The sequence below is a fragment of the Emticicia oligotrophica DSM 17448 genome (genome assembly GCF_000263195.1).
In the GTDB taxonomy this organism is placed as follows: Bacteria; Bacteroidota; Bacteroidia; order Cytophagales; family Spirosomataceae; genus Emticicia; species Emticicia oligotrophica.
In genome coordinates this window covers 818,484-839,700 of the sequence record NC_018748.1, presented here as the reverse complement: position 1 = coordinate 839,700, position 21,217 = coordinate 818,484, and the positions used below count along the sequence as shown (strand labels likewise).

The window sequence follows — 21,217 nt, the reverse complement described above, 5'->3', positions numbered from 1 at the left end:
TTGTCTAAGCATTAAAAATCAATGAAAAATATCGAAGAGATTTTACAAAAATTACTTGCAGAACAAGATTTTTTGAAGGAAATGCAAGGACGAATCGTAGAAAACTATGACATCATGATTCAAAATCAGCAACAAAATGCTAATAACCATGAAGTCGTGGTACATAACCAATCTACTATTATTCGTAACCAAGAAATTATTGTTAATAATCAAATAAACATTGTACGGAATCAGAAGCAAATTGTGCAAAATCAGGTGCAATTAGAGGCAATTCTACAAACACAAGTACATTTGTTGAATTTGGTAAAGAAATTAGTGGGAGAAAATGAATCGTTGGAAGTGACGCAAGAATTTGTAGGGAATGTAGTAGAAGCAAAACGAGAGTCGATAAATTCAAAACCATTCAACAACCCTACACCACTTTAATTAACCATTTAATTTTTCTTCTAAAAGCCTAACTTGAATTTGCAAAGATTTAATTTCTGAGTCTTTGCTTTCTACAATTTGTTTAACCAGTTGTAGCTGAATCTGTAAGCCCTCTATTTGTTGGCTGAGTAGCTTATTATGAAACTCTAATTGTTTTTTTTCATTACTAAAATCTTCCGAAGATTTATAGTCGATTTTAGGACTCTGCTTTGCATTAAGCACTTCTTCCAACTTTTCTTCAGATAATTCCGAAAAATTGGAATTTTTTAAGTCGTCAAGATTAATGTTGAAATAAGCACTAATTAAATCGCAAACGTCTAAAGGTGGAAAAGTCTTGCCAATTTCATAATCAGAAATGGCACTTTTGCTTATCTTTAGGCTTTCGCCGAGTTTTTCTAATGTTATTTTTTGTCTTTTTCGTAGGAATCTTAAGTTCTTACCAAATCTATTTTCCATTATTCAGGAATTTCAATTAAAATACTTCCATAAATTTGGAAATTATTTTTCTTACTTGTTTCTTTGTTTTGCAATTTAACGAATTCGTGAAAGATTAAAAAATCTATTTTCTGTACAAGCCTATTTTTATACACATGAAAAAACTCTATTACATAGCTATTATTGGACTTTTGATTTTTGAGTTTTTGAATGTTTATTTCATTATGCCTATGCCGGGAAGTCAGCGAATGAGAAGCATTGAAATTGCATACTTTCTTTATACTTGGCGTTGGGCTTTTAGAGGCGTGTTGGGGTTGATTGCTTTAGCAAGTTTTATACCTGCCTTTCAGGCATCAAAGCTTTTTTCTATCGGAACTTTAGTGGTAGTCGTATCGGGCATTTATGCCTTCAATTTTCAGATGGCGGCTGATTCAATGTTTTATCAGCCCAAACATTTGCAGATGCTTGATGCAAAACAAAATAAGATAACTAAAGATAGAATTGTAGTAGGAGTTGTGATAGATGGCAAAGCCAAAGCTTATCCGATTTCCTTGATTGGCTATCATCATCAAGTGCTTGATACGTTGGGTGGGAAGCAAATTATGGTTACCTACTGTACAGTTTGCCGAACGGGGAGAGTTTATGAGCCGATTGTAAATGGGAAAATTGAACATTTTCGCTTAGTTGGTATGGATCATTTCAATGCTATGTTTGAAGATGAAACGACTAAAAGCTGGTGGAGGCAAGCAAATGGCGAAGCGATTATTGGTCAATTAAAAGGACAAACGCTTCCAGAGTTATTTTCGCAGCAAGTTTCGCTCGAAAAGTGGTTACAACTCTACCCAAATACACTTATCATGCAGCCAGATGTTGATTCTAAAGAAAAGTATGATAGTACTGCCAAGTATGAAAATGGTAAAAGTAAGAGCGATTTGACGCGTACAGATTCTCTTTCTTGGAAAGATAAATCATGGGTAGTGGGTATTGAAATAGGAAAAGATAGTAAGGCCTTTGATTGGTTAAGATTGAAGAAAGAACGTGTAATTAACGAACAAGTGGGAGCAAAAGCCATAGCATTGGTTTTATCGGCTGATAATAAAAGTTTCTTTGCTTTCGAACGCCCAACAAAAGATTCAAAGTTTCAACTTCAAAACGATACGATTATTGTTGATAATCAGAAGTTTATGATAGATGGTAGGGCCGTAGATACTAAAGTGTCATTACAAAGAGTTAAGGCGTATCAGGAGTTTTGGCATAGTTGGCAAACTTTTCACCCAATGACTCAGAGATAGTATTTGATGAATCGTCGGAGGGTTTGACACTTGATAAGAAAGGAGAGAATTGCATTGAATTAGACAAAACCTTCGCTATGATTGACTAATTTTTCAAGGAAATTGTGTCGTCTCTTTTATAAAATGGCACTAAAATAAATAAGTAAAGATTCATAGGAAGTAAATATCATCATAGGTTACAGTACCAGACTCAGTGTGGAGTATCTCAACACTGAGTTTTAAAAGATTTTATCCGCTACCCAATCCCACTAAAGATTTTGATTAAAGAATTTGATTAAGTTTCTACAAGACTCTGCCTGTTGGTTTTACAGGCAGAGTTTTTTTCTAATTACAAGATTAGAATTTAACTTTTAAATTTTAAAATTCCTAAAAAATGGAAAAATTATACTTTTTTCTCTTCGTGATTTCCACATTTATTTTTCCTTACTATCTCTTATTTACTAATTTAACACTAAAATTTGATTATTTTAATCTGTTTTCAAGTTACTTTGTGAGGGTAAATTAAAATTTTCGGAAAAATTTTCCACAAAATTGGAAAATTAAAAAAAATAATTCATCTTTGTTCCGATGAAAATAAAATTCAATTAAAAATTAAAATTATTCTATTATTTACTTAAGACTATTTGATGAACAAATCTGAATTTTACCAAAGAAACATGAAAAGACTTCTCCGATTTACATTTATTGGCTTGTTATGTGTAAGTACAAAGCTCATAGCCCAAATGCCACACGATGCCATCTACATGCCTAAACGTACTGCTTGTATTGCTGTTTCTTATAACCGTAGTACATGGAATGAGTACTGGGAAAATACCCTAAAAAGAGAAAACCTCAATATCGGCACGCTCACTACTCAGAGCGTAATGCCAATGGTAGCAGTAGGTCTAACAGATAAACTAAATTTAATTGTAGGCGTACCTTACGTAAAAACTGAAGCAAGTGCAGGTAATTTGATGGGACAGAAAGGAATTCAGGACCTATCTGGCTGGTTGAAATACAAATTGGCGGATAATGGTAAGGGTCTTTCAATACATGGTACTTTAGGGGCTTCTGCTCCAGTGACTAATTATGTACCTGATTTCCTACCAATGTCGATAGGATTAAGAGCAAAAACGGCTACGGGCCGTTTCATCGGAAACTATCTGCATAAATCAGGTATTTATGTAGCTGCACACGCAAGTTATATGTTTAGAAGTAACATCAAAGTTGACCGTGATGCCTATCAAGCAGATAACCGTGTATATAATACAAATGAGGTAAGTGTTCCAAATGCTACAGATGCAGCCGCTCGTTTGGGGTATATGAAAGATGGAAGCCGTATCCAAGCAGAAGCTTTTGTTGAACATTTTACGTGTGTAGGTGGCGATAATATTCGCCGTAATGATATGCCTTTTCCTACTAATAATATGACTTCAACCACCGTAGGGTTTTATGGTAAATACCAACCTAAAAACATCGGTCTTAATGTAAGGGTTGCTAAAGTTTTAAGCGGCCTAAATGTTGGTCAAACCACTAGTATATCGGTTGGTTTGTTGTATCAGTTAAACTACTTTAAACAAACTATAAAGTAAGTAATTATTACTGTTGGTTAGAAGAATTATTCAAAATCAATGAATTGTATTAAAAAAATGAAAGTCATAAAAAATATATCAAAATCATTATTAGCTTTTGCAATTGTAGGATTAGCCGTTAGTTCGTGCGATAAAACAATTACAGAACCAGTAAAAGAGGCCTATATTCCTACCAAATTAGATGAAAAAGCAGGTAATTGGAAAACCTATGTATTAACTTCTCCGAATGATGTAGTCGTAGCTGCTCCAAAACCAACAAATGACGCAGCTTACTTGAAAGAGTTAGATTCTTTGAAAAACAAGATTATGCCTACACTTACGGCTGCTAATAAAACGGCAGTAAATTATTGGGGAGCTGGGGCAGTTTATCGTTGGAATGAAATCGCTCGTGAATTAGCCGCTCGTTATAATATTCCTCCTGCATCAAATGCTGAAGGGAAATATCCAGTGCCTGATGCGGCTAATCCTTTAGCAGACCCAAAGTTTCCGTTTGCAAATCCACCTTATACTGCTCGTGCATTAGCTTATTTGAGTGTGGCTCAATATGATGCCTTAGTAAGTGCTTGGAATTATAAGTTTAAGTTTAATCGCATGTCTCCTGCAAAAAATGATGCATCGATTCAGCCTTTATTACCGATTTCAGATTTACCTTCATATCCATCAGAAGATGCTGTGGTAGCGGCTGCTTCTTACACAATTTTGGTGGCAATGTTTCCGGGTGAAGTTCCTTTCTTAGATGCCAAATTAGCTGAGGCTAAAAATGCAATGGTATGGGCTGGTAAAAATGTGCCTTCTGATATTACGGCAGGCGATGCACTTGGTAAAGGCGTTGCTGCAAAAATTATGGCCAAAGCAAAGGTTGATGGAATGAGTGCCGCAAATAACCAAGCGTTGACAGCAGGTATGATAGAAAATGCTAAAAAAATAGGTATTAAAAACCCTTGGGTTAGTCAAGAAGTACCAGCACGCCCACCAATGTTACCTAATTACGGAGCAGTGGCTACTTGGAATTTTGATAAAGAAACAATGATTAAAATTCGTCCTGCAATTCCTTATTTAGAAAACACTACTGAGTTTCAGAAGGATATTGATGAGTTGAAATATATCGAAAAAAATCAAACTCGTGAGCAAGCTCGTATTGCCAATTATTGGGCTGATGGTGCAGGAAGCTACACGCCTCCGGGACATTGGCATCGTACTGCCGCTAATTCTGCTCATGCAGCCAAGTATAGTGAAGTTCGTATGGCTCGTGCCTTGGCTTTGGTTGGAACAGCACTTATGGATGCAGGTATTGCGTGCTGGGATACTAAGTATTATTACTATACGCCACGTCCACAGCAATTTGGTGTAAAAACATCGGTTGGTTTACCAAACTTTCCATCATATACCTCAGGACACTCAACGTTTTCTGCAGCAGCTGCAACTGTATTGGCAAATATTTTCCCTGAAGAAGCTAGCAAATTTGATGCACAAGCCAAAGAAGCATCAGATTCTCGCGTGTATGGTTTAATTCATTATCGGGTTGACTGCCAAATGGGCTTAGTACACGGAGCAAAAATTGGCGAATACGCCATTGCACGTGGGAAAGCCGATGGTTCGGGATATTAATATTTACTACTAAATAAATCTACTTTTATTTTAAAATTCCCTTAGATAAGGTACATAGAAATATGTACCTCAATCTAAGCTCTTTCTCTTTTTTAACGAAAATATTCTACCACAATGAAAAAACTTTTCCTTTCGATCGTTATCTTTTCAGTTTCAATAAATGCCTTTTCACAAGGTTGTATTGCAGTTCGTTCGATGGCTACCGCAAATGGTAATCCAAGCGGTTCAGCTTTTATGCATAAAGGAGATTTTCAATTTTCGGCGAATTTCCGTAAACTTCACTCATATAAGCATTTTGTGGGTACTGTTGAGCAAAAACAGCGTGTAGAACAACATACTGAGGTAATAAACGATTCTTATAACTTTGATTTTGGTTTAACTTACGCCATTACCGACCGTCTCAACGTGACATTAAATGTACCTATTTCTCATAATGACCGCTCTTCGCTTTATGAACACTATGGAAATGGTACACCTGCTGGTTCGAATCCTCGTTTTCATACACAATCAAAAGGCGTAGGTGATATGCGTTTATCAGCATCGTATTGGGTTTTCAATCCAATGACCCACCCTAAAGGAAATCTTGCAATTGGAGTAGGTATTAAGGCACCAACGGGAAATGCTAATGTGCAAGATGAGTTCCATAAATTAGATAAAGATAAGAAAGAATACATTCAAGTAAAGGCTGTTGACCAATCTATTCAATTAGGGGATAGTGGTTGGGGTGAAAGTATTGAAATGCAAGGCTATTTGTCTTTATTCAAAAAAGCAAATCTTTATTTTAATGGTTTTTATCTATTTAGCCCGAAAGAATTGAATAAAGCAACAAACCTTTCAGTACCAGACCAATTTGGTGCTCGTTTAGGTATGACATACAGTATTTTACCAAAGAAAAATATCGCAGTAAGTTTAGGCGGACGTCTTGAAGGTTTACCAGCAGTTGATGCCATTGGTGGAAGTGATGGTTCTCGCCGTCCGGGTTATATTGTTTCTATTGAGCCGGGCATTCTTTATAGCAGCCATCGAAGTTCATTCTTATTATCGATTCCTTATGCTGTAGTAAGAGACCGCATTCCTACTTGGACTCCAAGCGGGTTCCGTGAAGGAGATGCTGCTTTTGCAGACTATTTTGTAACCGCCACTTACGCATATAGATTCTAATAAACCGAAGTTTTTTCTGAAGAGAATGTGATAAAACTCATGTTTTTTCTCATGACTTATCACATTCTTTGCCAAATTTTCTATGAAACTTCTAATACAACTGTTAGTTTTGTAGAATCAATACTGGTAAATCTTTTGAAAAAACTTGTTTCCATATTGCTACTGGCCCTATTGCTATGCAATGTATTGGCTTCTACCTTCATTTTTTTAGTAAATGAATGGCAGGAAAGTCATAAGGTAAAAGAAACCAGTTTTGTAGAAGTAAAAGATGAGCAGTTGATTTTTAAAATGCAGCTTTCGTTACCTTATCAAAGTGAATGGAAAAACGAACTGATTGATGGCAATACTGCTGTTTTTGAAGGTGAATTTTATCAGTCGTATGAGCAGGTATATCGTGCTGATACTCTTTATACGTATTACAGACGCATTAATATTAGTCGAGATAACATCATGGCTTTGATGAATGAAGCACATGAAAATCTGAATATTTTTTCAAATAATCATCAAACTACTGGTCAGAAAGCCTTAGAGTTTTCGAAGCATCTGACCAAAGATTACGTTGAATTTCGAACTAAAACGATGATTTGGTATAAAGTAGAAAATTTACCAATCAAAAACTTCGCTTATACAAAGACTCCCGCAAGCCCATCGCTCTCAGTAAATGCTCCACCTCCAATTTATTCTTTATTGAAATTAGGTTAAAAGAATTGTCGTAGAACTATTGAATCTCATGGTACGAATAACTCGGAAATTTATCCCGAGTTATGATATATCTATTGTAGTTTTTTAGATACTACTATACTTTATTTTATTGTTTAAGACATTGATAATCATTGTCTTAAATAGGCATTTTATAAATTTTATCGAAAATCAATATGGAAAAAAATATATCAACCCTAGAAAGTTCTTTTTCAAAGTCAAATACATTTATTTGGTTCAATCGAGTATCTCTTTTTGTGGTCTTCTTTTGGTTTGGTTTCTTGAAAGTTATCGGAATGTCACCAGCCAAAGACATCGTTACGCATTTACATCATCAAACTATTGAGGTGTTTATTCCTGCCAATATTTTTGTGCCTTTGCTTGGTGTAGTAGAATGTTTGATAGGTATTTTCTGGCTTATTCCACGACTCACAAAATTGGCTTTTGTTGTTTTTTGTTTGCAGATGTTTACTACATTCTTGCCGCTTATTTTGCTTCCAAGCGAAACATGGCAGTCGGGCTTTGCCCTTACTTTGGCTGGTCAGTATATCATCAAAAACATTGTGTTGATTGCCTCAGCATACACGGTGTATCAACTAAACAAAGAATCCAATGAAAATTAAATATATACTTCTCCTATTTGCTAGTACCGTAAAAGTAGTTTTTGCACAACAAAAAGATGATTCTGTCCGCGTTTTAAAACTTGAAGAAATTCAAGTAAAAGAGCAGTATTTTAAATATAACATTGATAATTTGCCTGTAAAAAAAGGTACTTACCTCTATGGTGGTAAAAAGACAGAGCTTATCAATGTTTTGGGTTTAGATGCCAATATTGCTGAAAAAACACCTCGCCAAATTTTTGCCAAAGTGCCGGGAGTATTTGTCTATGATATGGATGGTTCTGGAAATCAGATTAATATATCTACTCGTGGGCTTGACCCACACCGTGGTTGGGAGTTTAATGTGAGAAAAGATGGCGTAATAACCAATACCGATATGTATGGATATCCTGCCAGCCATTACTCGATGCCCATGGAGGCAATTCAGACCATCGAATTAGTGAGAGGAACGGGTTCTTTGCAATATGGTGCACAATTTGGCGGAATGTTGAATTATATTGCCAAACGTGGAGATTCGACTAAAGTATTTGATTTTGAAAGTACGAATAGTGTTGGCTCTTTTGGACTTTTAAGTACGTATAATGCCATTGGTGGTCAGGTAGGGAAAGCCAATTATTACGCTTATTATAGCAAACGTGTATCTGATGGTTATCGTGATAATAGCCGTAGTAATTACGATGCTTTTTCAACCCAAATTACCTATCAAGCTACCAAAAATCTTGCAATAAAAGCCGATTTATCGCATTCAAAATACGTAATTCAACTAGCTGGCCAGCAAACTGATGCCATGTTTGAGGCTAACCCAAGGGCGTCTACACGCTCAAGGAATTATTATAGTCCAGATATTTATGTACCATCAATCAGTTTGAATTGGGCAATCAGTAACCGTACTAAAATTTCTTGGGTAAACTCGGCCGTTTTGGGCAGCAGAAATAGTGTAATGTTTGATAAAGCAGCAGATATTGTTGATAAAATAGACCCTATCACCATACAATATGCAAATCGCCAAGTAGATATTGATAATTACCATAGTTATACCTCTGAATTGAGACTTTTACACGAATATCAGATTGGAAAGATGCCTTCCGTTTTAGTTTCGGGCGTGCAGATGATAAATAATGATTTACATCGTCGTCAACAAGGAAAAGGTACAACTGGAAGTAATTATGATTTAAGTATTACGGGAGATTGGGGAAGAGATTTACACTTTAAAACTCAAAACATTGCAGCATTTTTAGAAAACCGAATCAATATTACTCCAAAACTAGCTATTTCACCAGGTTTAAGAGTAGAATCAGGCGAGTCGAAAATGTTGGGTAAAATTAGTTATTATGATCCAGCCAAATTGCCTAATAACATTGTTCATCGTTTTCCTTTGTTTGGTGTGAGTGCTGATTATCAAATATCTACTAAACAAAACTTATACGGAGGCTTTTCACAAGCTTATCGCCCTGTTATTTTCAAAGATATTATTCCTGCATCAGTTTACGAGAAATCATCCGATAATCTGAAAGATGCCTATGGGTATAATTTTGAATTGGGATACAAAGGGAATTTTGATAAACTAAGAGTTGAAATGACCTATTTTCAGTTGCTTTACAAAAATCGTCTAGGAACTTTGGCCGAAACTGATGCGAAGGGAAATCTAACGATTTTGAGAACAAATATTGGAGATTCATTTTCGAAAGGTTTAGAAACGTTTCTTGAATATTATGGGCAAATTAACGAAAAAATTAAATTCTCAATATTTACTTCAACAGCTCTAATGGATGCTAGATATTTAGAGGCAGAGGTTCGCTCGGGAGATAAAAATGTAAATGTTAAGGGAAATGCGGTAGAAAGTACACCAAAAGTCATTAGTCGAAACGGTATTACTTTCCGATACAAGAAGTTGAGTATTACAGGTTTGTATAGCTATACAGCTAAAAGCTATGCCGATGCACTTAATACAGTGGAGCCTTCTGCAAATGGAAGTGTTGGTCTAGTACCCGCATATGGAATCATTGATATTAATGCTTCTTATCGAGTTTCAAAGAAATTATTATTGAAGTTTAATTTCAATAACGCTAGCAATAAACAGTATTTTACTAAGCGTCCGCAGTTTTATCCTGGGCCGGGAATCTGGGCATCTGATGGTAGAGGTTTTAATCTTACCATTTCTACCCACTTATAAACAAATCAAATCCCGAAGAACCCAAACCTTCGGGATTTATATTTCTTAAAAAAAAATGATTTAATTTGTCAGAAAAACTTAAATAATATGTCACATTTTATTGCATCTAATGCTACTGTTATTGGTCAAGTTACGCTCGGAGAAGATTCATCTGTTTGGTATTCGGCAGTTATTCGTGCGGATGTTGAAAAAATTATCGTAGGAAATCGGACAAACATTCAAGATGGAGCAATTCTTCATGCCGATTTCGGTGAACCAACAATTATTGGTGATGATGTGACGGTTGGGCATGGGGCAATCGTACACGGGGCAACTGTGGGTAATGGAACACTTATAGGTATGCGTGCAACAGTGCTAAATCGTGCAAAAATTGGTAAATATTGTATTATTGGTGCATGTGCTTTAATTACTGAAGGAATGGAAATTCCTGATTATTCAATGGTTTTGGGTATTCCTGCAAAAATTGTTAAACAAATTCCACCTGAATATGCCGAAAAACTAATGATGAGTGCCGCACATTATGTAGAAATGGCCAAGCTACATAAAAGGGGGGATTTTAAATCAATTTTATAATTTTGAGCATAATTTTTTATCAGTTAAGTGATTCTTTGGGTGATTTTTTATTTTCCTGAATACGCATTTATTATTAGTGTATATCGAAGTTTATTTTACTTTTATTTATTTGATTAATAATCAACTTTTTATTGTTTTTTACGGAATTTCTTTTGGCTTATTTGGCAAGATTATTGATATATTTGTTCAAAACTCTTGCATTTACATAATATCACAGTCATGAGAAAACATTTTACTTACTTCTTTTTTGAAAAACTACATTACAAATTTAAATATTCAATCTTGTCATTGATGATAGGGTTTTTAGCGATTTCATGTAAGGATAAGAAAAATGAAGAAGCCACACCAACCAATCTTTCGAAAGAAACAAATACTTACAGTGCTGATATTGCTACGCGTTGGACAGAACTTCAACTTTTACTCATTAAATCAACTCCGGGATATGCTCCTCCCGTAGCAGCTCGTACTTTGGGATATACCAGCTTAGCCCTTTATGAGAGCGTGGTGCATGGAATGCCTAATTACCAATCAATGGTTGGACAAGTGAATGGACTTACATCATTACCTAAGCCAGATGTTACTAAAGAATATAGCTGGGGGGTAGTCGCCAATAGTGCATTAGGTACGCTTATTACACAGCTTTATCCTACGACCAACGATATCAATAAACGTGCAATTGATTCGTTGAAAAAAAATATAGAAAGTAATCTCAAAGTAGCTATAGAAAATCCGGCAACTATTGAGCGGTCAAAAGCTTTTGGGATTGAGATAGCTAATGCGATATTTGAGTATTCAAAAACTGATGGAGGTCACCAGGGCTGGGACAATAATTTTCCTTCAGACTATAAAACTCCAGTAGGGGTTGGGTTATGGGAACCAACAAGTACTCAAAAAATACCTTTATTGCCTTATTGGGGGAAGATTCGTACGTTTTCTTCATTAAATATGACAACCAACCCTGTAGCTCCAACCAATTTTTCTTATAAAGAAGGTTCTGATATGTACAAACTCGCCAAAGAGGTATATGATACAGGAAAGGCACTAACAAATGAACAAAAAGCCATTGCAAACTTCTGGGCTGATGGTGGAAATACAATTACTCCTCCGGGGCATCATTTCAATATTGCCAATATTGTTTTAAAGAAAGAAAAAGTAAAACTTGATAAAGTAGCTGAAGTTTATGCCAAAGTAGGTATGGCGGTAAGTGATGCCTTTGTAGCATGTTGGAGAGGCAAATATACTTATAATCTTATGCGTCCGATTACTTATATTCGTCAAGCAATTGACCCTCAATGGTCTCCTTTGCTTTCTACTCCGCCATTTCCAGAATATGCTTCTGGACACTCGTCTGGTTCTGGGGCTGCATCTGAAATTTTAACAAGTATTTTTGGAAACAACTACGAATTTACAGATAATACACATAACGGTACTTATCCTGATAGAACTTTTAAGTCTTTTTATGAATATGCCGATGAAGCGACAATCTCTCGTTTATATGGAGGCATTCATTATCGACAAGGTAATGAAAATGGACATAAAAATGGCACTGAAGTAGCAAAGAACATTTTAAAATTTAAGTTTAAAACAGGAGCGTGAGTAGTTATAATAACCACCCTTTAGAAAGATTTTATATGCGATGAATGCTTAATTTATTTTTTTAAGTTCAGCTTATACAATGAGATGCTCGAAAGTGCTACATCAGTGGTGTAAGCTACTTTTTCAGAATTTCTTGTTTAAGATTCAATTCGCTCATTTAGTTATGCAAAGCCTCCACAACATATCATTAACCTTCCGCTATAAATACCTATATATGGTTTTATTAATGGTATGTTTTTCAACGAGCTATGGTCAACGTCTCACCCGTGAATATTCTAATGAGGTAGCTATTGCTTGGTTTAACCTGCAGCTTCAATTAATACAGTCAACGCCTGGCTTCTCGCCACCAGTTGCTTCACGAGCTTTAGGATATTCTGGACTAACACTTTACGAATCTGTTGTGAATGGAATGCCTGAGTATCAATCTTTAGTTGGTGCTTTAAATGGATTTAAAACAATACCCAAAATAGAAAATGATAAGACCTATCATTGGGTGCTAAGTGCCAATGCCGCACAAAAAACTATCATCAAAAATCTCTTTGCCAATACCTCAAAATCAAATTTGCTGAGGATAGATTCTTTAAAAGAGGCTATTGAACGAAATTATATTGGCTTTGTAGATAAAGAAACAATGGTTCGTTCAGTTAAATTTGGCGAAGCAGTTGCTAAAGCAATTTTTGATTATTCAAAAAGTGATGGTGGGCACGAAGGTTATAACAAGAATTTTCCACAAGATTTTAAAATAGCTAAAGGTGCTTGTGTGTGGACTCCCACGAGCGAACAACCGATTCCATTACAGCCATATTGGGGCCAAAACCGCCCATTTGTAAAAGGAAATACTGATTTTGAGCTACCGCATCCACCGCGTTGTGAAGCGAGTATTTCTTCGGTGATGTATGCTCAGGCTGTGGAAGTTTACAGCACAGGTAAAAATTTATCTCCCGAGCAGGCAACGATTGCTAAATACTGGTCGGACGATGCTGGTAAAACCTTCACTCCTCCGGGACATGCGGTAGCTATTGCAACCCAAATAGTGGCACTAGAAAAACTTAAATTAGACCGTTCGGCAGAGGTATTTTGTAAAGTTGGCATTGCCGCAGCAGATGCTTTTATTTCTTGCTGGAAATGCAAATTTATGCATAACGTATTGCGTCCGATTTCATATATCCGTACTACCATTGATGCTACTTGGAGCCCTTTGCTCGATACCCCACCATTCCCAGAGTACACTTCAGGACATGCCTCAGTTTCTGGAGCAACTGCACAGGTTTTATCTGATTTCTTTGGATTTAACTATCATTTCACTGATAACTCTCATGTGGGAAGAGGCTTTAAACCTCGTAGTTTTGATTCTTTCTTCGAGTTTGCCGAAGAAGCCGCTCTTTCTCGACTTTACGGAGGTATTCATTACAGAAACTCTAATGAACAGGGGCTAAAAAATGGGAAACGCATTGGGAAGAATGTCTGCGAATTGAAGTTTAAACGAGGCTAAATACTTAACTTTCGAAATTAGTTTTCCTTCAAAAATTTAGAAGAAATAAGAGCGTTCTTTTAAATAATTCTATATTCTACATTTTACATTCTACATTCGTTCATACCTTTGTGTTTCAATCGTCATTGTAAGCATGAAACTTTTTTTTAGAAAAACAGGAGAAGGACAGCCAATATTGATTTTACACGGTGTTTTTGGGTCATCTGATAATTGGTTTACAATTAGTAAAATGATAGCCGAAAAAGGTTATGCAGTTTATACACTAGATGCTCGAAATCACGGACAATCGCCTCGTAGTGAGGAGTTTAGTTACGAACTTATGGCCGATGATTTGAATGAATTTATCGAAGATAACCACATCGAAAATCCTATCATTATTGGGCATTCGATGGGAGGGAAGACTGTGATGCACTTTGCCATGAAGTATTCGGGGAAATACGCTAAACTTATCATTGTTGATATTGCTCCGAAGTATTACCCAACGCATCATGGACATATTATTCAAGGGCTTAATTCGATAGATTTAGATAATCTCAAAAATAGAAATGAAGCAGAGGTTCAGCTTTCGAAGTACGTAACGAATGCTGGTGAAAAACAATTTTTATTAAAAAATCTTTACAGAACAGAAGATGGTAAATTTGATTGGAGAATCAACTTACCTGTTTTAAGTCGAGAAATTTATCAAATAGGCGGAGATTTTACCGACGCAAAAGAGGTAACTGCTCCTACGCTTTTTTTAAGAGGCGGAAATTCTGGTTATATTTATGATGAAGATATTCCCACTATCAAAAAGATATTTCCCAATGCAACCTTACAAACCATTGAAGGGGCTGGCCACTGGGTGCAAGCCGAAAAACCAGCAGAGTTTGTACAAGCAGTTTTAGATTTCGCTAATTAAGCTAGTCTGAATAAATATTAGTTGAGCGATGATTTTTGTGGAATTTTGGTGTAGGTAGATTTTGAACTAAAAATTAATACCAAGATAATCACGCCTAAAACAATCAATATCGAAAGCTCAAATTGGTTTTGCGATTCAGAGCCTAGTACAATTTTTTGAGAAGTTTTATTTAAACGTTCTCCTTCATTTATTTGAATGTGCGATAATTGATTCAAATTCGATAAAATTGAATAAAACGATTCATCCAATGCTTGTTTGCTTGGATTTGTACTTGTACTCATTGCTTGTAAATATTGTTTTTCTAGGGTAATATTTAGATTGATTTTTCTCTTTAAGTCTCTAAATAAAACCTCTTCAGTAGGTGTAAGTTTTGTTTTTTCGTAAGCTGCAATAAGTTGCTGAACAGCCGTATTGTGTGAGTCTATTAAGCGTAAATGCTGTGATAATGTTTGAGCATCTTTATTATCATCAATCAAAAGTTTTTTGCGAGAAAGGTGGTCTGAAAATTCATAAATATAACTCTCGGCCAGCAAACGGTCTTCATAAACTACTGAAAATGAGTTACCTAGTTCGATAAAACTATTTTGGTCAGATATATTTTTGATGAATAAAAACACAAAAATTACACTCAATACCAATGCCGCTTTCAGTTTATTTTCGATACTATATGCCCATTTCATAGCCCTATTAGATTTAGATTAATAAAAACGCTAAACAAATATAACCTTTAAGTATAAATACACATAGTTTTGTCTCTATAATAATAGAAAAGAGCCACTTATAAGTGGCTCTTTTCTATTAATACCTAATTGCCCAGTAAGGGTTTCGCTGCATTTTTATGCTATCATTGATATACGTCGAAATCACACTGTCAAATTGTTGATTATTCACTTTTTTGCCTTTCAATTTGGGTAAGGTTAATTCTTTATCCAGCTTTTTGAGTTCTACTGAAGTTGCCACAGCAGTTACCGTTCCGTCATCGGCGTCAAGTTCGAGAATCATACCAGGTAGGCCATAAATTTGCTCTGGTCCACCCGAAACAGGTATATCACCTGTAAACCAAGCAGTTATTTTTTGCCCCTTTACTTTATCTTCTGCCACTGCTTTCATGCAAATATAGCCCGCTACCTCTTTGATTTGGTTCATAACTTTCCATTCAATGTGTTTGAGCGAATCTTGCACTAAATATGTTTTACCCAGAATCTCGAGCATATCTGTACGTTTTTCAGTTTCAAAATTTCGATGAATAATCAACTCTCTATTTCTACTTTTCCAGTTTTCATCCTCGTACTCTTGTTGGTCTTGTCCCCAAGTATAGAGCGTTTCTTTTTCATTGAAATATAAATTCATTTTTTGCTTAGGGTCGGGGTCATTTTTCCAAGTATTTTCCATACGGTCCTTTTCTTCTTGCGTAAGAAACGGAAGTTTTTTCATCATTTTAATCCAATTTATTTGGTATTCATAATGTATCACGCCCTCAGTTTTCTGAGCAAAAACTCCACTTGCCGATAATAAGAGAATATATAAAAAGATATTTTTCATTGTAGTAAATGATTGAGAATGAATTATTTATCTGCTTTGATTAGTAAACTTAGAGTTTTAGGCAAAGCCGAAACTCGGTAGTTGAGCGAATCTTCGACTCACTAATTGAGTAAGACAGAAACTTCAATACTTAATTGTATCCAAAACTCGGTATTCTAGCTTAGTCGGAACTCGGTAGTTGAGCGTAGCCGGAACTCGGTAGTTGAGCGTAGCCGAAACTACCATCCACCGCCACTTCTACGCATCTGATTTTTCACGCCACGCATATTATAGGTAAAGCTTAGCATGAAATAACGAGCTAAAGTTTCGGTTCTTGACTCCGAATAATAGTTTTGACTAGCAAACTGACTGATATTTAGATTACGATTGAAAATATCGTAGGCTGTCAGACGAATTTCGGCTTTTTTCGACTTTCCTAATTGTTTATAAATGGCTGCATTCCAAATTGGTTGACGTTGATTAAATCCGAAACGCTCATTGACGAATACATTGTAGTTGATTCGAGTATTCAAATAGAAATCTTTCGGGAATTTAACATTCATTTCACCGCTAAATCGGTGGTTGTAAATCGTTTGGTTTTGGGCAGTATTGATTGAGTATTTTGTATTGGTGATACCAAAGTTTGCATTTCCAAAGAAAGTAAACTTATCAGATGGAGTTAAGTCTAAACGCAAGCCCATATAATAACTCAAATTATTGGTTTCGTTAAGAATATCATTGATATAAGTTAGGTTGTTGCTTCCGTTTATATTACCATTAAAGCCCATAGTAGCTTTAGTTTTCTTGAGTGGGAAACCAAAACCAAAGAAAGTGCCCATGTTTGAACCACCAGTGATATTCATAGGTTTAGTGGTGGTCTTAAATGTCTTATTATCAATATATTGGTTATAAACTATCTGATTTACATGGTAATTATAGTTCAAGCCGAAGTATAAATTCATGAAGTTTCCTGGGTTATAATAATTACCACCAAGATTAAGGTTATGGTCAACTTGTGGTAATAAATCAGGGTTTCCTTCTCGAATAAACAGTGGGTTACTATTATCAACTACTGGCTGAAGGTCTTTGATAGAAGGTTCCGAAACATTCGGGTCATAGCTAAACCACATGTATTTGTTGTTTTTGAGGTCTAAGCTTCCTTGCACATTTCCAATCCAAACAAAATATTTTTGGTCAACAATTGTTTCGGGTTTCTTTGGTTGGGTAAAATTACCTCTGAGCGAAAACTGTTGCCCAGCCACACCCGCCGAAATATTGATACCCTTGTAGTTATAACGCAGACTTGTTCCGATTCTGTTAAAAGAAATTGTATTTTCGAAATAACGGGTAAGAGAGTCAATTTGAAGATTCGATTCTCTGTTTTGCACATTTCTATCAACAATGCTGTTTCTGGTACTAAAGTTATAGAAAGTTTCTGAGGAAAATTTTTTGCCTAAAGGCTCTACGTAAAGCATACTAGCTTTCAACTGATTACGGTCGCTAAGGGTAGAGTTAAACTGATTGATGTTTCTTAATAAATCGTTGGTGCTAGTAATTTTATAAAATTCATTCAACGAAACTTGGGTAGCATCACCATCAGAATTAGTAAAGTTATAGCCACCGCTTATAGCAAAAATTCTACCTTTTTTCTTGAATTTATGACGGTAAATGCCAGTTAAAGCTGCCGCCGATGAGTTGAAACCCGTTTGATTATTAATGGTTGTTTGGTTTGAAAGTTCGCTGCTTCCAGTGAAAAACTGTTGGAGACCATTGTAGCGAGTATTTCCTTTAGAAAGTTTACCGTTGCCAATAAACGTAATGGTATTGAGTGTATCAAGTGTTTTTTCTAAGCGGAAAGATACTCGGTGATTATAACTTTGATTGCGAGTATAATCATCGTTAGTCGTATTAAACGATGCATTATTATTCAAGAAATTCTGACGGCTTGAAAGAGCATCTAAAATTTGGTTTTTACCATTGAAATAATAGCTCGAACTCAGTTTGTTTTTCTTGGTATCGTAGTTATAATTTAAACCAGCCGCATAAGAATCGGTAAAGCCTTGTCCACGGCCACCACCTATTGGAATGGATAAATCTTCATCGCTTTCATCTCCTCCGAAAATGAAGTACCGTCCGCCACCACCGAAACCAAAATCTGCATTGTCATTCCAGTTAAAAGATTGGCTACCTCTAAAATCCTGAAAATCATCAAAACCCATGCCTACTTGGTTGGTATTATTTCCAAGTCCGATTAATGAAAACTGATTTTTTTGGTCAAATTTATTGTAATTTCCTTTGATTTCAGCTCGTTCTTTATTCCCAAGGCCAGCGGTAACTTTACCAAATCCACCTTTCTTAAATTCATCTTTTAGCTCTAAATTTAAGGTTTTTTCTTTCTTCCCATCATCAATACCCGTAGCTTTTGCTTGCTCAGTTTTATCACTGAAAACTTGTACTTTTTTAATGGCTTCGGCAGCAATATTTTTAGTAGCCATTTTGGTATCACCTCCAAAAAACTGCTTACCATCAACGGTCACTCGCTTCACATCTTGCCCTTGTGCTTTGATATTACCATCTTGGTCAACAGACATTCCCGGGAGCTTACGGAGCAAGTCTTCAACGGTGGAGCCCGGAGGAACTTTAAACGAAGAAGCATTATATTCAACCGTATCGCCCTTAATGCTCAGTGGAGCTTTTGCGGTTCTGACAACTACCTCATAAAGCTCTTTCATAATAGGCTTGAGTTGAATTTTACCTAAATCAGTAATGGCTCCATCACTTGGCGTAAATTCTTGCTGATAGGGTAAGTAACCCATGTAGGTAATTTTGAGGAGATAAGTACCTCTTTTCACACTTTTTAGTTCAAATTGACCTTCAGTTTCGGTTCTCCCGAAGCTAACCAAAGCTGAATCTTTAGGTGTGAGAAGCATAACAGTTGCAGAGGGGAGAGTAGTATTCGATGAGTCGATGACTATCCCTTTTACCGTTACACGGGCTGTGTTTTGTGCAAAAACTGTCCCGCAAATCATTAAAAAAATGAACGTAATAGCTTTTTTCATAATAGTGTAAATAGATTTTTGTATGGCGGAAAAAATTCCTTAGTTTATTTTGGGTAATGCTTTTTCATTCTTTGTTTCTCAAGAGTCGCACTTTCGAGAAGATTGTTGCATGAATCATTCTATTTTTCCAATAGATGTTCATAGATGCTTACCACACTTGTTTAAAAAGGTTACGGAGCATCTTATATTTGAGGCAAAATAAATTCATCAGTTCTTGATGAATGAATAAATGTGATGAAATACTGAAAATTTGTTTTGAAATTTAGACTTTCAGAATTGCATATTTATAGGAATGATTTACGAGAGAAAATCGACAGATAGTAAGTGTTTTTCATAAAAATGTGTTTGTTTGTAATGGTTGTTAGAGGAATAACTAAGTATTTAGTTGATAACGAGAGCAAAGGGAGCAATATTTTAAAAGGTATGTTTTTTTTTAAGAAAATTGAGTGAGTGGTAATTGAATGCCTTTATAAGCGTAATATTATAGGCTTTTATGTTTAATTATAAAAAACAAAAGAGTGCCCAAACAGTAATTTTAATGCCAGTATTTGACAATACCTAATATATAGTTCTGATACCAATTTCCTTAAATTGATTAATTAGTTCAGTGTGTTCGTTGGTAATCAAAACATCTATGATATCCAATGGTGCAAATTGTAAATATCTATCTCTCCCTATTTTGCTCACATCACAAAGTAGATAAGTTATTTGTGCATTATCTGACATTGCAGTGGTAATTTCTGCTTCTTTTTCGCTGGAAGCGGTCAGACCATTTTCAACTGAAATTCCATCAACTCCTAAAAAAGCTTTATTTGCATGATACTTTCGTATATGTTCTATGGCTATTTGCCCATGAATAGCCTGCCTTTGGTTATCGAGTTCTCCACCAACTAAATTAATTGAAACTTCCGTATTACTCAGTTCATAAACTACTGGAAGTGAGTTGGTGATTACTTTAATACGTTTGTTTTTGATAAATTGACAAAGTCTAAAAACTGTACTGCCGCAATCCATAAAGATGATGTCTCCATCATGAATTTCTTGTGCGGCTAATCGAGCTATATAATCTTTTTGCTCGATATTAGTCACCGTTTTTTGTTCGAAACTTTGTGGTAAATGAGTTAAACTAAGACTCATCGCCCCACCGTGAGTACGGAAAATAAGCCCATCGGCGGCCATTTGTGCCAAATCTCTTCGAATTGTTATCTCAGATGTCTCGATTGATAAAGCCAATTCTTTCACTTCAACCTCGCCTTTTTCTTCTACTATTTTTAATATTTTTTGCTTTCTACTTTGATAACTCATTTCTTTTTTTGAATATTTGGTCAAATATAATCAAAAATAATCAAAATAAATCATTTATGAATTCAAATGTTAAGATAATAGAAGAAAAGGTGTTATCGGATGACTGGTATTTACTGAAAAAAATAATTTTTGAATACCGAAATAAAAAAGGTGAATGGAAGGTACAATCTCGTGAAGCCCATGATAGAGGAAATGGAGCCGTAATTTTACTTTATAATAAAGTAACAAAGACTGTAATTCTAACAGAACAATTTCGGATGCCAACCTATATCAATGGCAACGAGACTGGTATGTTGATTGAAGCATGTGCGGGTTTGTTAGATAAAGATAATCCTGAAGATTGTATTAGACGTGAAACTGAAGAAGAAACGGGATATAGAATTGATGGTGTAAAAAAGATTTTTGAAGCCTACATGTCTCCTGCATCTGTAACTGAAGTTTTACACTTTTTTATTGCTGAATATACAAAAGAAATGAAAGTCAATGAAGGTGGTGGGGTTGATGACGAACAAGAAAATATTGAAGTGCTCGAAATTCCTTTCGAAAAAGCTATGAAGATGATAGAAACTGGTGAAATTAAAGATGGGAAAACAATTATATTACTGCAATACGCAAAAATTCATGGTTTGCTTTAAAAAAACTTTTTGTAAGTTGTAAAATCTATGTTTGCCTAACTGTTTGAAATACAGAAGATTATACGCAGTAGGAAAAAAAAGTTTATTTTTTTTGAGAAAAATTGGCATAAGTGTTGTTTAAAATTAAAAAGAGTGTTTTATATTTGCACTCCG

General features: G+C 35.4%; 18 protein-coding genes. 13 read left to right on the top strand and 5 right to left on the bottom strand.

Annotated features, from left to right (window positions below):
• Positions 1-21 precede the first annotated feature (21 nt).
• Entirely contained in the window at positions 22-426 is a 405-nt protein-coding gene (locus EMTOL_RS03600) for a hypothetical protein (RefSeq protein ID WP_015027905.1), read from the top strand.
• On the opposite strand, the gene EMTOL_RS21635 is transcribed toward EMTOL_RS03600, so the two are convergent.
• The gene (locus EMTOL_RS21635) at positions 427-882 is read right to left on the bottom strand and encodes a helix-turn-helix domain-containing protein (RefSeq protein WP_015027904.1); all 456 of its coding nucleotides are present in this window, start codon (positions 880-882) and stop codon (positions 427-429) included.
• Positions 883-1,016: 134 nt separating this feature from the next.
• On the opposite strand from EMTOL_RS21635, the gene EMTOL_RS03590 reads away from it, so the two are divergent.
• The 11 genes from EMTOL_RS03590 to EMTOL_RS03540 all read left to right on the top strand — a co-directional run bounded on the left by EMTOL_RS03590 (position 1,017) and on the right by EMTOL_RS03540 (position 14,544).
• Positions 1,017-2,153, top strand: a complete 1,137-nt coding sequence (locus EMTOL_RS03590) for a DUF3179 domain-containing (seleno)protein (RefSeq protein ID WP_015027903.1) — start codon at positions 1,017-1,019, stop codon at positions 2,151-2,153.
• A 656-nt stretch (positions 2,154-2,809) separates the two neighbouring features.
• The gene (locus EMTOL_RS03585; RefSeq protein WP_041693871.1) at positions 2,810-3,724 is read left to right on the top strand and encodes a hypothetical protein; all 915 of its coding nucleotides are present in this window, start codon (positions 2,810-2,812) and stop codon (positions 3,722-3,724) included.
• A 57-nt stretch (positions 3,725-3,781) separates the two neighbouring features.
• Positions 3,782-5,332 carry a vanadium-dependent haloperoxidase gene (locus tag EMTOL_RS03580; RefSeq protein ID WP_015027901.1) on the top strand — a complete coding sequence of 517 codons (1,551 nt, stop codon included), beginning with the start codon at positions 3,782-3,784 and terminating at the stop codon, positions 5,330-5,332.
• A gap of 114 nt (positions 5,333-5,446) precedes the next feature.
• Positions 5,447-6,493, top strand: coding sequence for a hypothetical protein (locus EMTOL_RS03575; RefSeq protein WP_015027900.1), 1,047 nt, complete (start codon positions 5,447-5,449; stop codon positions 6,491-6,493).
• A gap of 51 nt (positions 6,494-6,544) precedes the next feature.
• Complete coding sequence (locus EMTOL_RS03570; RefSeq protein ID WP_041693402.1) at positions 6,545-7,195, top strand: hypothetical protein; 651 nt, start codon at positions 6,545-6,547, stop codon at positions 7,193-7,195.
• Positions 7,196-7,368: 173 nt separating this feature from the next.
• Complete coding sequence (locus EMTOL_RS03565; protein WP_015027898.1) at positions 7,369-7,815, top strand: hypothetical protein; 447 nt, start codon at positions 7,369-7,371, stop codon at positions 7,813-7,815.
• Positions 7,805-9,985: a TonB-dependent receptor family protein gene (locus EMTOL_RS03560; RefSeq protein WP_015027897.1), complete on the top strand. Its 2,181-nt coding sequence runs from the start codon at positions 7,805-7,807 to the stop codon at positions 9,983-9,985. The genes EMTOL_RS03565 and EMTOL_RS03560 overlap by 11 nt, the downstream gene beginning before the upstream one ends.
• 87 nt (positions 9,986-10,072) lie before the next feature.
• Complete coding sequence (locus tag EMTOL_RS03555; protein WP_015027896.1) at positions 10,073-10,558, top strand: gamma carbonic anhydrase family protein; 486 nt, start codon at positions 10,073-10,075, stop codon at positions 10,556-10,558.
• A 219-nt stretch (positions 10,559-10,777) separates the two neighbouring features.
• Entirely contained in the window at positions 10,778-12,154 is a 1,377-nt protein-coding gene (locus EMTOL_RS03550; RefSeq protein WP_015027895.1) for a vanadium-dependent haloperoxidase, read from the top strand.
• 214 nt (positions 12,155-12,368) lie between these two features.
• Positions 12,369-13,646: a vanadium-dependent haloperoxidase gene (locus tag EMTOL_RS03545; RefSeq protein ID WP_305953168.1), complete on the top strand. Its 1,278-nt coding sequence runs from the start codon at positions 12,369-12,371 to the stop codon at positions 13,644-13,646.
• Between the two features lie 133 nt (positions 13,647-13,779).
• Positions 13,780-14,544: an alpha/beta fold hydrolase gene (locus EMTOL_RS03540; RefSeq protein WP_015027893.1), complete on the top strand. Its 765-nt coding sequence runs from the start codon at positions 13,780-13,782 to the stop codon at positions 14,542-14,544.
• A 17-nt stretch (positions 14,545-14,561) separates the two neighbouring features.
• On the opposite strand, the gene EMTOL_RS03535 is transcribed toward EMTOL_RS03540, so the two are convergent.
• The 4 genes from EMTOL_RS03535 to EMTOL_RS03520 all read right to left on the bottom strand — a co-directional run bounded on the left by EMTOL_RS03535 (position 14,562) and on the right by EMTOL_RS03520 (position 20,429).
• The gene (locus EMTOL_RS03535) at positions 14,562-15,224 is read right to left on the bottom strand and encodes an MCP four helix bundle domain-containing protein (protein WP_015027892.1); all 663 of its coding nucleotides are present in this window, start codon (positions 15,222-15,224) and stop codon (positions 14,562-14,564) included.
• Positions 15,225-15,342: 118 nt separating this feature from the next.
• On the bottom strand, positions 15,343-16,086 hold the full coding sequence (locus EMTOL_RS03530) for a GLPGLI family protein (protein WP_015027891.1): 744 nt from the start codon (positions 16,084-16,086) through the stop codon (positions 15,343-15,345).
• 218 nt (positions 16,087-16,304) lie between these two features.
• Complete coding sequence (locus tag EMTOL_RS03525; protein ID WP_015027890.1) at positions 16,305-19,124, bottom strand: TonB-dependent receptor family protein; 2,820 nt, start codon at positions 19,122-19,124, stop codon at positions 16,305-16,307.
• 558 nt (positions 19,125-19,682) lie between these two features.
• A complete protein-coding gene (locus EMTOL_RS03520; RefSeq protein ID WP_015027889.1) occupies positions 19,683-20,429 on the bottom strand; it encodes a DeoR/GlpR family DNA-binding transcription regulator in 747 nt (248 codons plus the stop codon).
• A gap of 56 nt (positions 20,430-20,485) precedes the next feature.
• Here EMTOL_RS03520 and nudK point away from each other — a divergent pair, with 56 nt between their 5' ends.
• Positions 20,486-21,064, top strand: a complete 579-nt coding sequence (gene nudK / locus EMTOL_RS03515) for a GDP-mannose pyrophosphatase NudK (protein WP_015027888.1) — start codon at positions 20,486-20,488, stop codon at positions 21,062-21,064.
• Positions 21,065-21,217: the final 153 nt, after the last annotated feature.

Excerpts from the sequence above, each read along its gene's own strand:
- nudK (WP_015027888.1), top strand. The coding sequence starts at position 20,486 with ATGAATTCAAATGTTAAGATAATAGAAGAAAAGGTGTTATCGGATGAC.
- EMTOL_RS03585 (WP_041693871.1), top strand. The coding sequence starts at position 2,810 with ATGAAAAGACTTCTCCGATTTACATTTATTGGCTTGTTATGTGTAAGT.
- EMTOL_RS03545 (WP_305953168.1), top strand. The coding sequence starts at position 12,369 with ATGGTTTTATTAATGGTATGTTTTTCAACGAGCTATGGTCAACGTCTC.
- EMTOL_RS03565 (WP_015027898.1), top strand. The coding sequence starts at position 7,369 with ATGGAAAAAAATATATCAACCCTAGAAAGTTCTTTTTCAAAGTCAAAT.
- EMTOL_RS03600 (WP_015027905.1), top strand. The coding sequence starts at position 22 with ATGAAAAATATCGAAGAGATTTTACAAAAATTACTTGCAGAACAAGAT.
- EMTOL_RS03570 (WP_041693402.1), top strand. The coding sequence starts at position 6,545 with ATGACTTATCACATTCTTTGCCAAATTTTCTATGAAACTTCTAATACA.
- EMTOL_RS03520 (WP_015027889.1), bottom strand. The coding sequence starts at position 20,429 with ATGAGTTATCAAAGTAGAAAGCAAAAAATATTAAAAATAGTAGAAGAA.
- EMTOL_RS03580 (WP_015027901.1), top strand. The coding sequence starts at position 3,782 with ATGAAAGTCATAAAAAATATATCAAAATCATTATTAGCTTTTGCAATT.
- EMTOL_RS03540 (WP_015027893.1), top strand. The coding sequence starts at position 13,780 with ATGAAACTTTTTTTTAGAAAAACAGGAGAAGGACAGCCAATATTGATT.
- EMTOL_RS03535 (WP_015027892.1), bottom strand. The coding sequence starts at position 15,224 with ATGAAATGGGCATATAGTATCGAAAATAAACTGAAAGCGGCATTGGTA.
- EMTOL_RS21635 (WP_015027904.1), bottom strand. The coding sequence starts at position 882 with ATGGAAAATAGATTTGGTAAGAACTTAAGATTCCTACGAAAAAGACAA.
- EMTOL_RS03525 (WP_015027890.1), bottom strand. The coding sequence starts at position 19,124 with ATGAAAAAAGCTATTACGTTCATTTTTTTAATGATTTGCGGGACAGTT.
- EMTOL_RS03590 (WP_015027903.1), top strand. The coding sequence starts at position 1,017 with ATGAAAAAACTCTATTACATAGCTATTATTGGACTTTTGATTTTTGAG.
- EMTOL_RS03555 (WP_015027896.1), top strand. The coding sequence starts at position 10,073 with ATGTCACATTTTATTGCATCTAATGCTACTGTTATTGGTCAAGTTACG.
- EMTOL_RS03550 (WP_015027895.1), top strand. The coding sequence starts at position 10,778 with ATGAGAAAACATTTTACTTACTTCTTTTTTGAAAAACTACATTACAAA.
- EMTOL_RS03530 (WP_015027891.1), bottom strand. The coding sequence starts at position 16,086 with ATGAAAAATATCTTTTTATATATTCTCTTATTATCGGCAAGTGGAGTT.
- EMTOL_RS03560 (WP_015027897.1), top strand. The coding sequence starts at position 7,805 with ATGAAAATTAAATATATACTTCTCCTATTTGCTAGTACCGTAAAAGTA.
- EMTOL_RS03575 (WP_015027900.1), top strand. The coding sequence starts at position 5,447 with ATGAAAAAACTTTTCCTTTCGATCGTTATCTTTTCAGTTTCAATAAAT.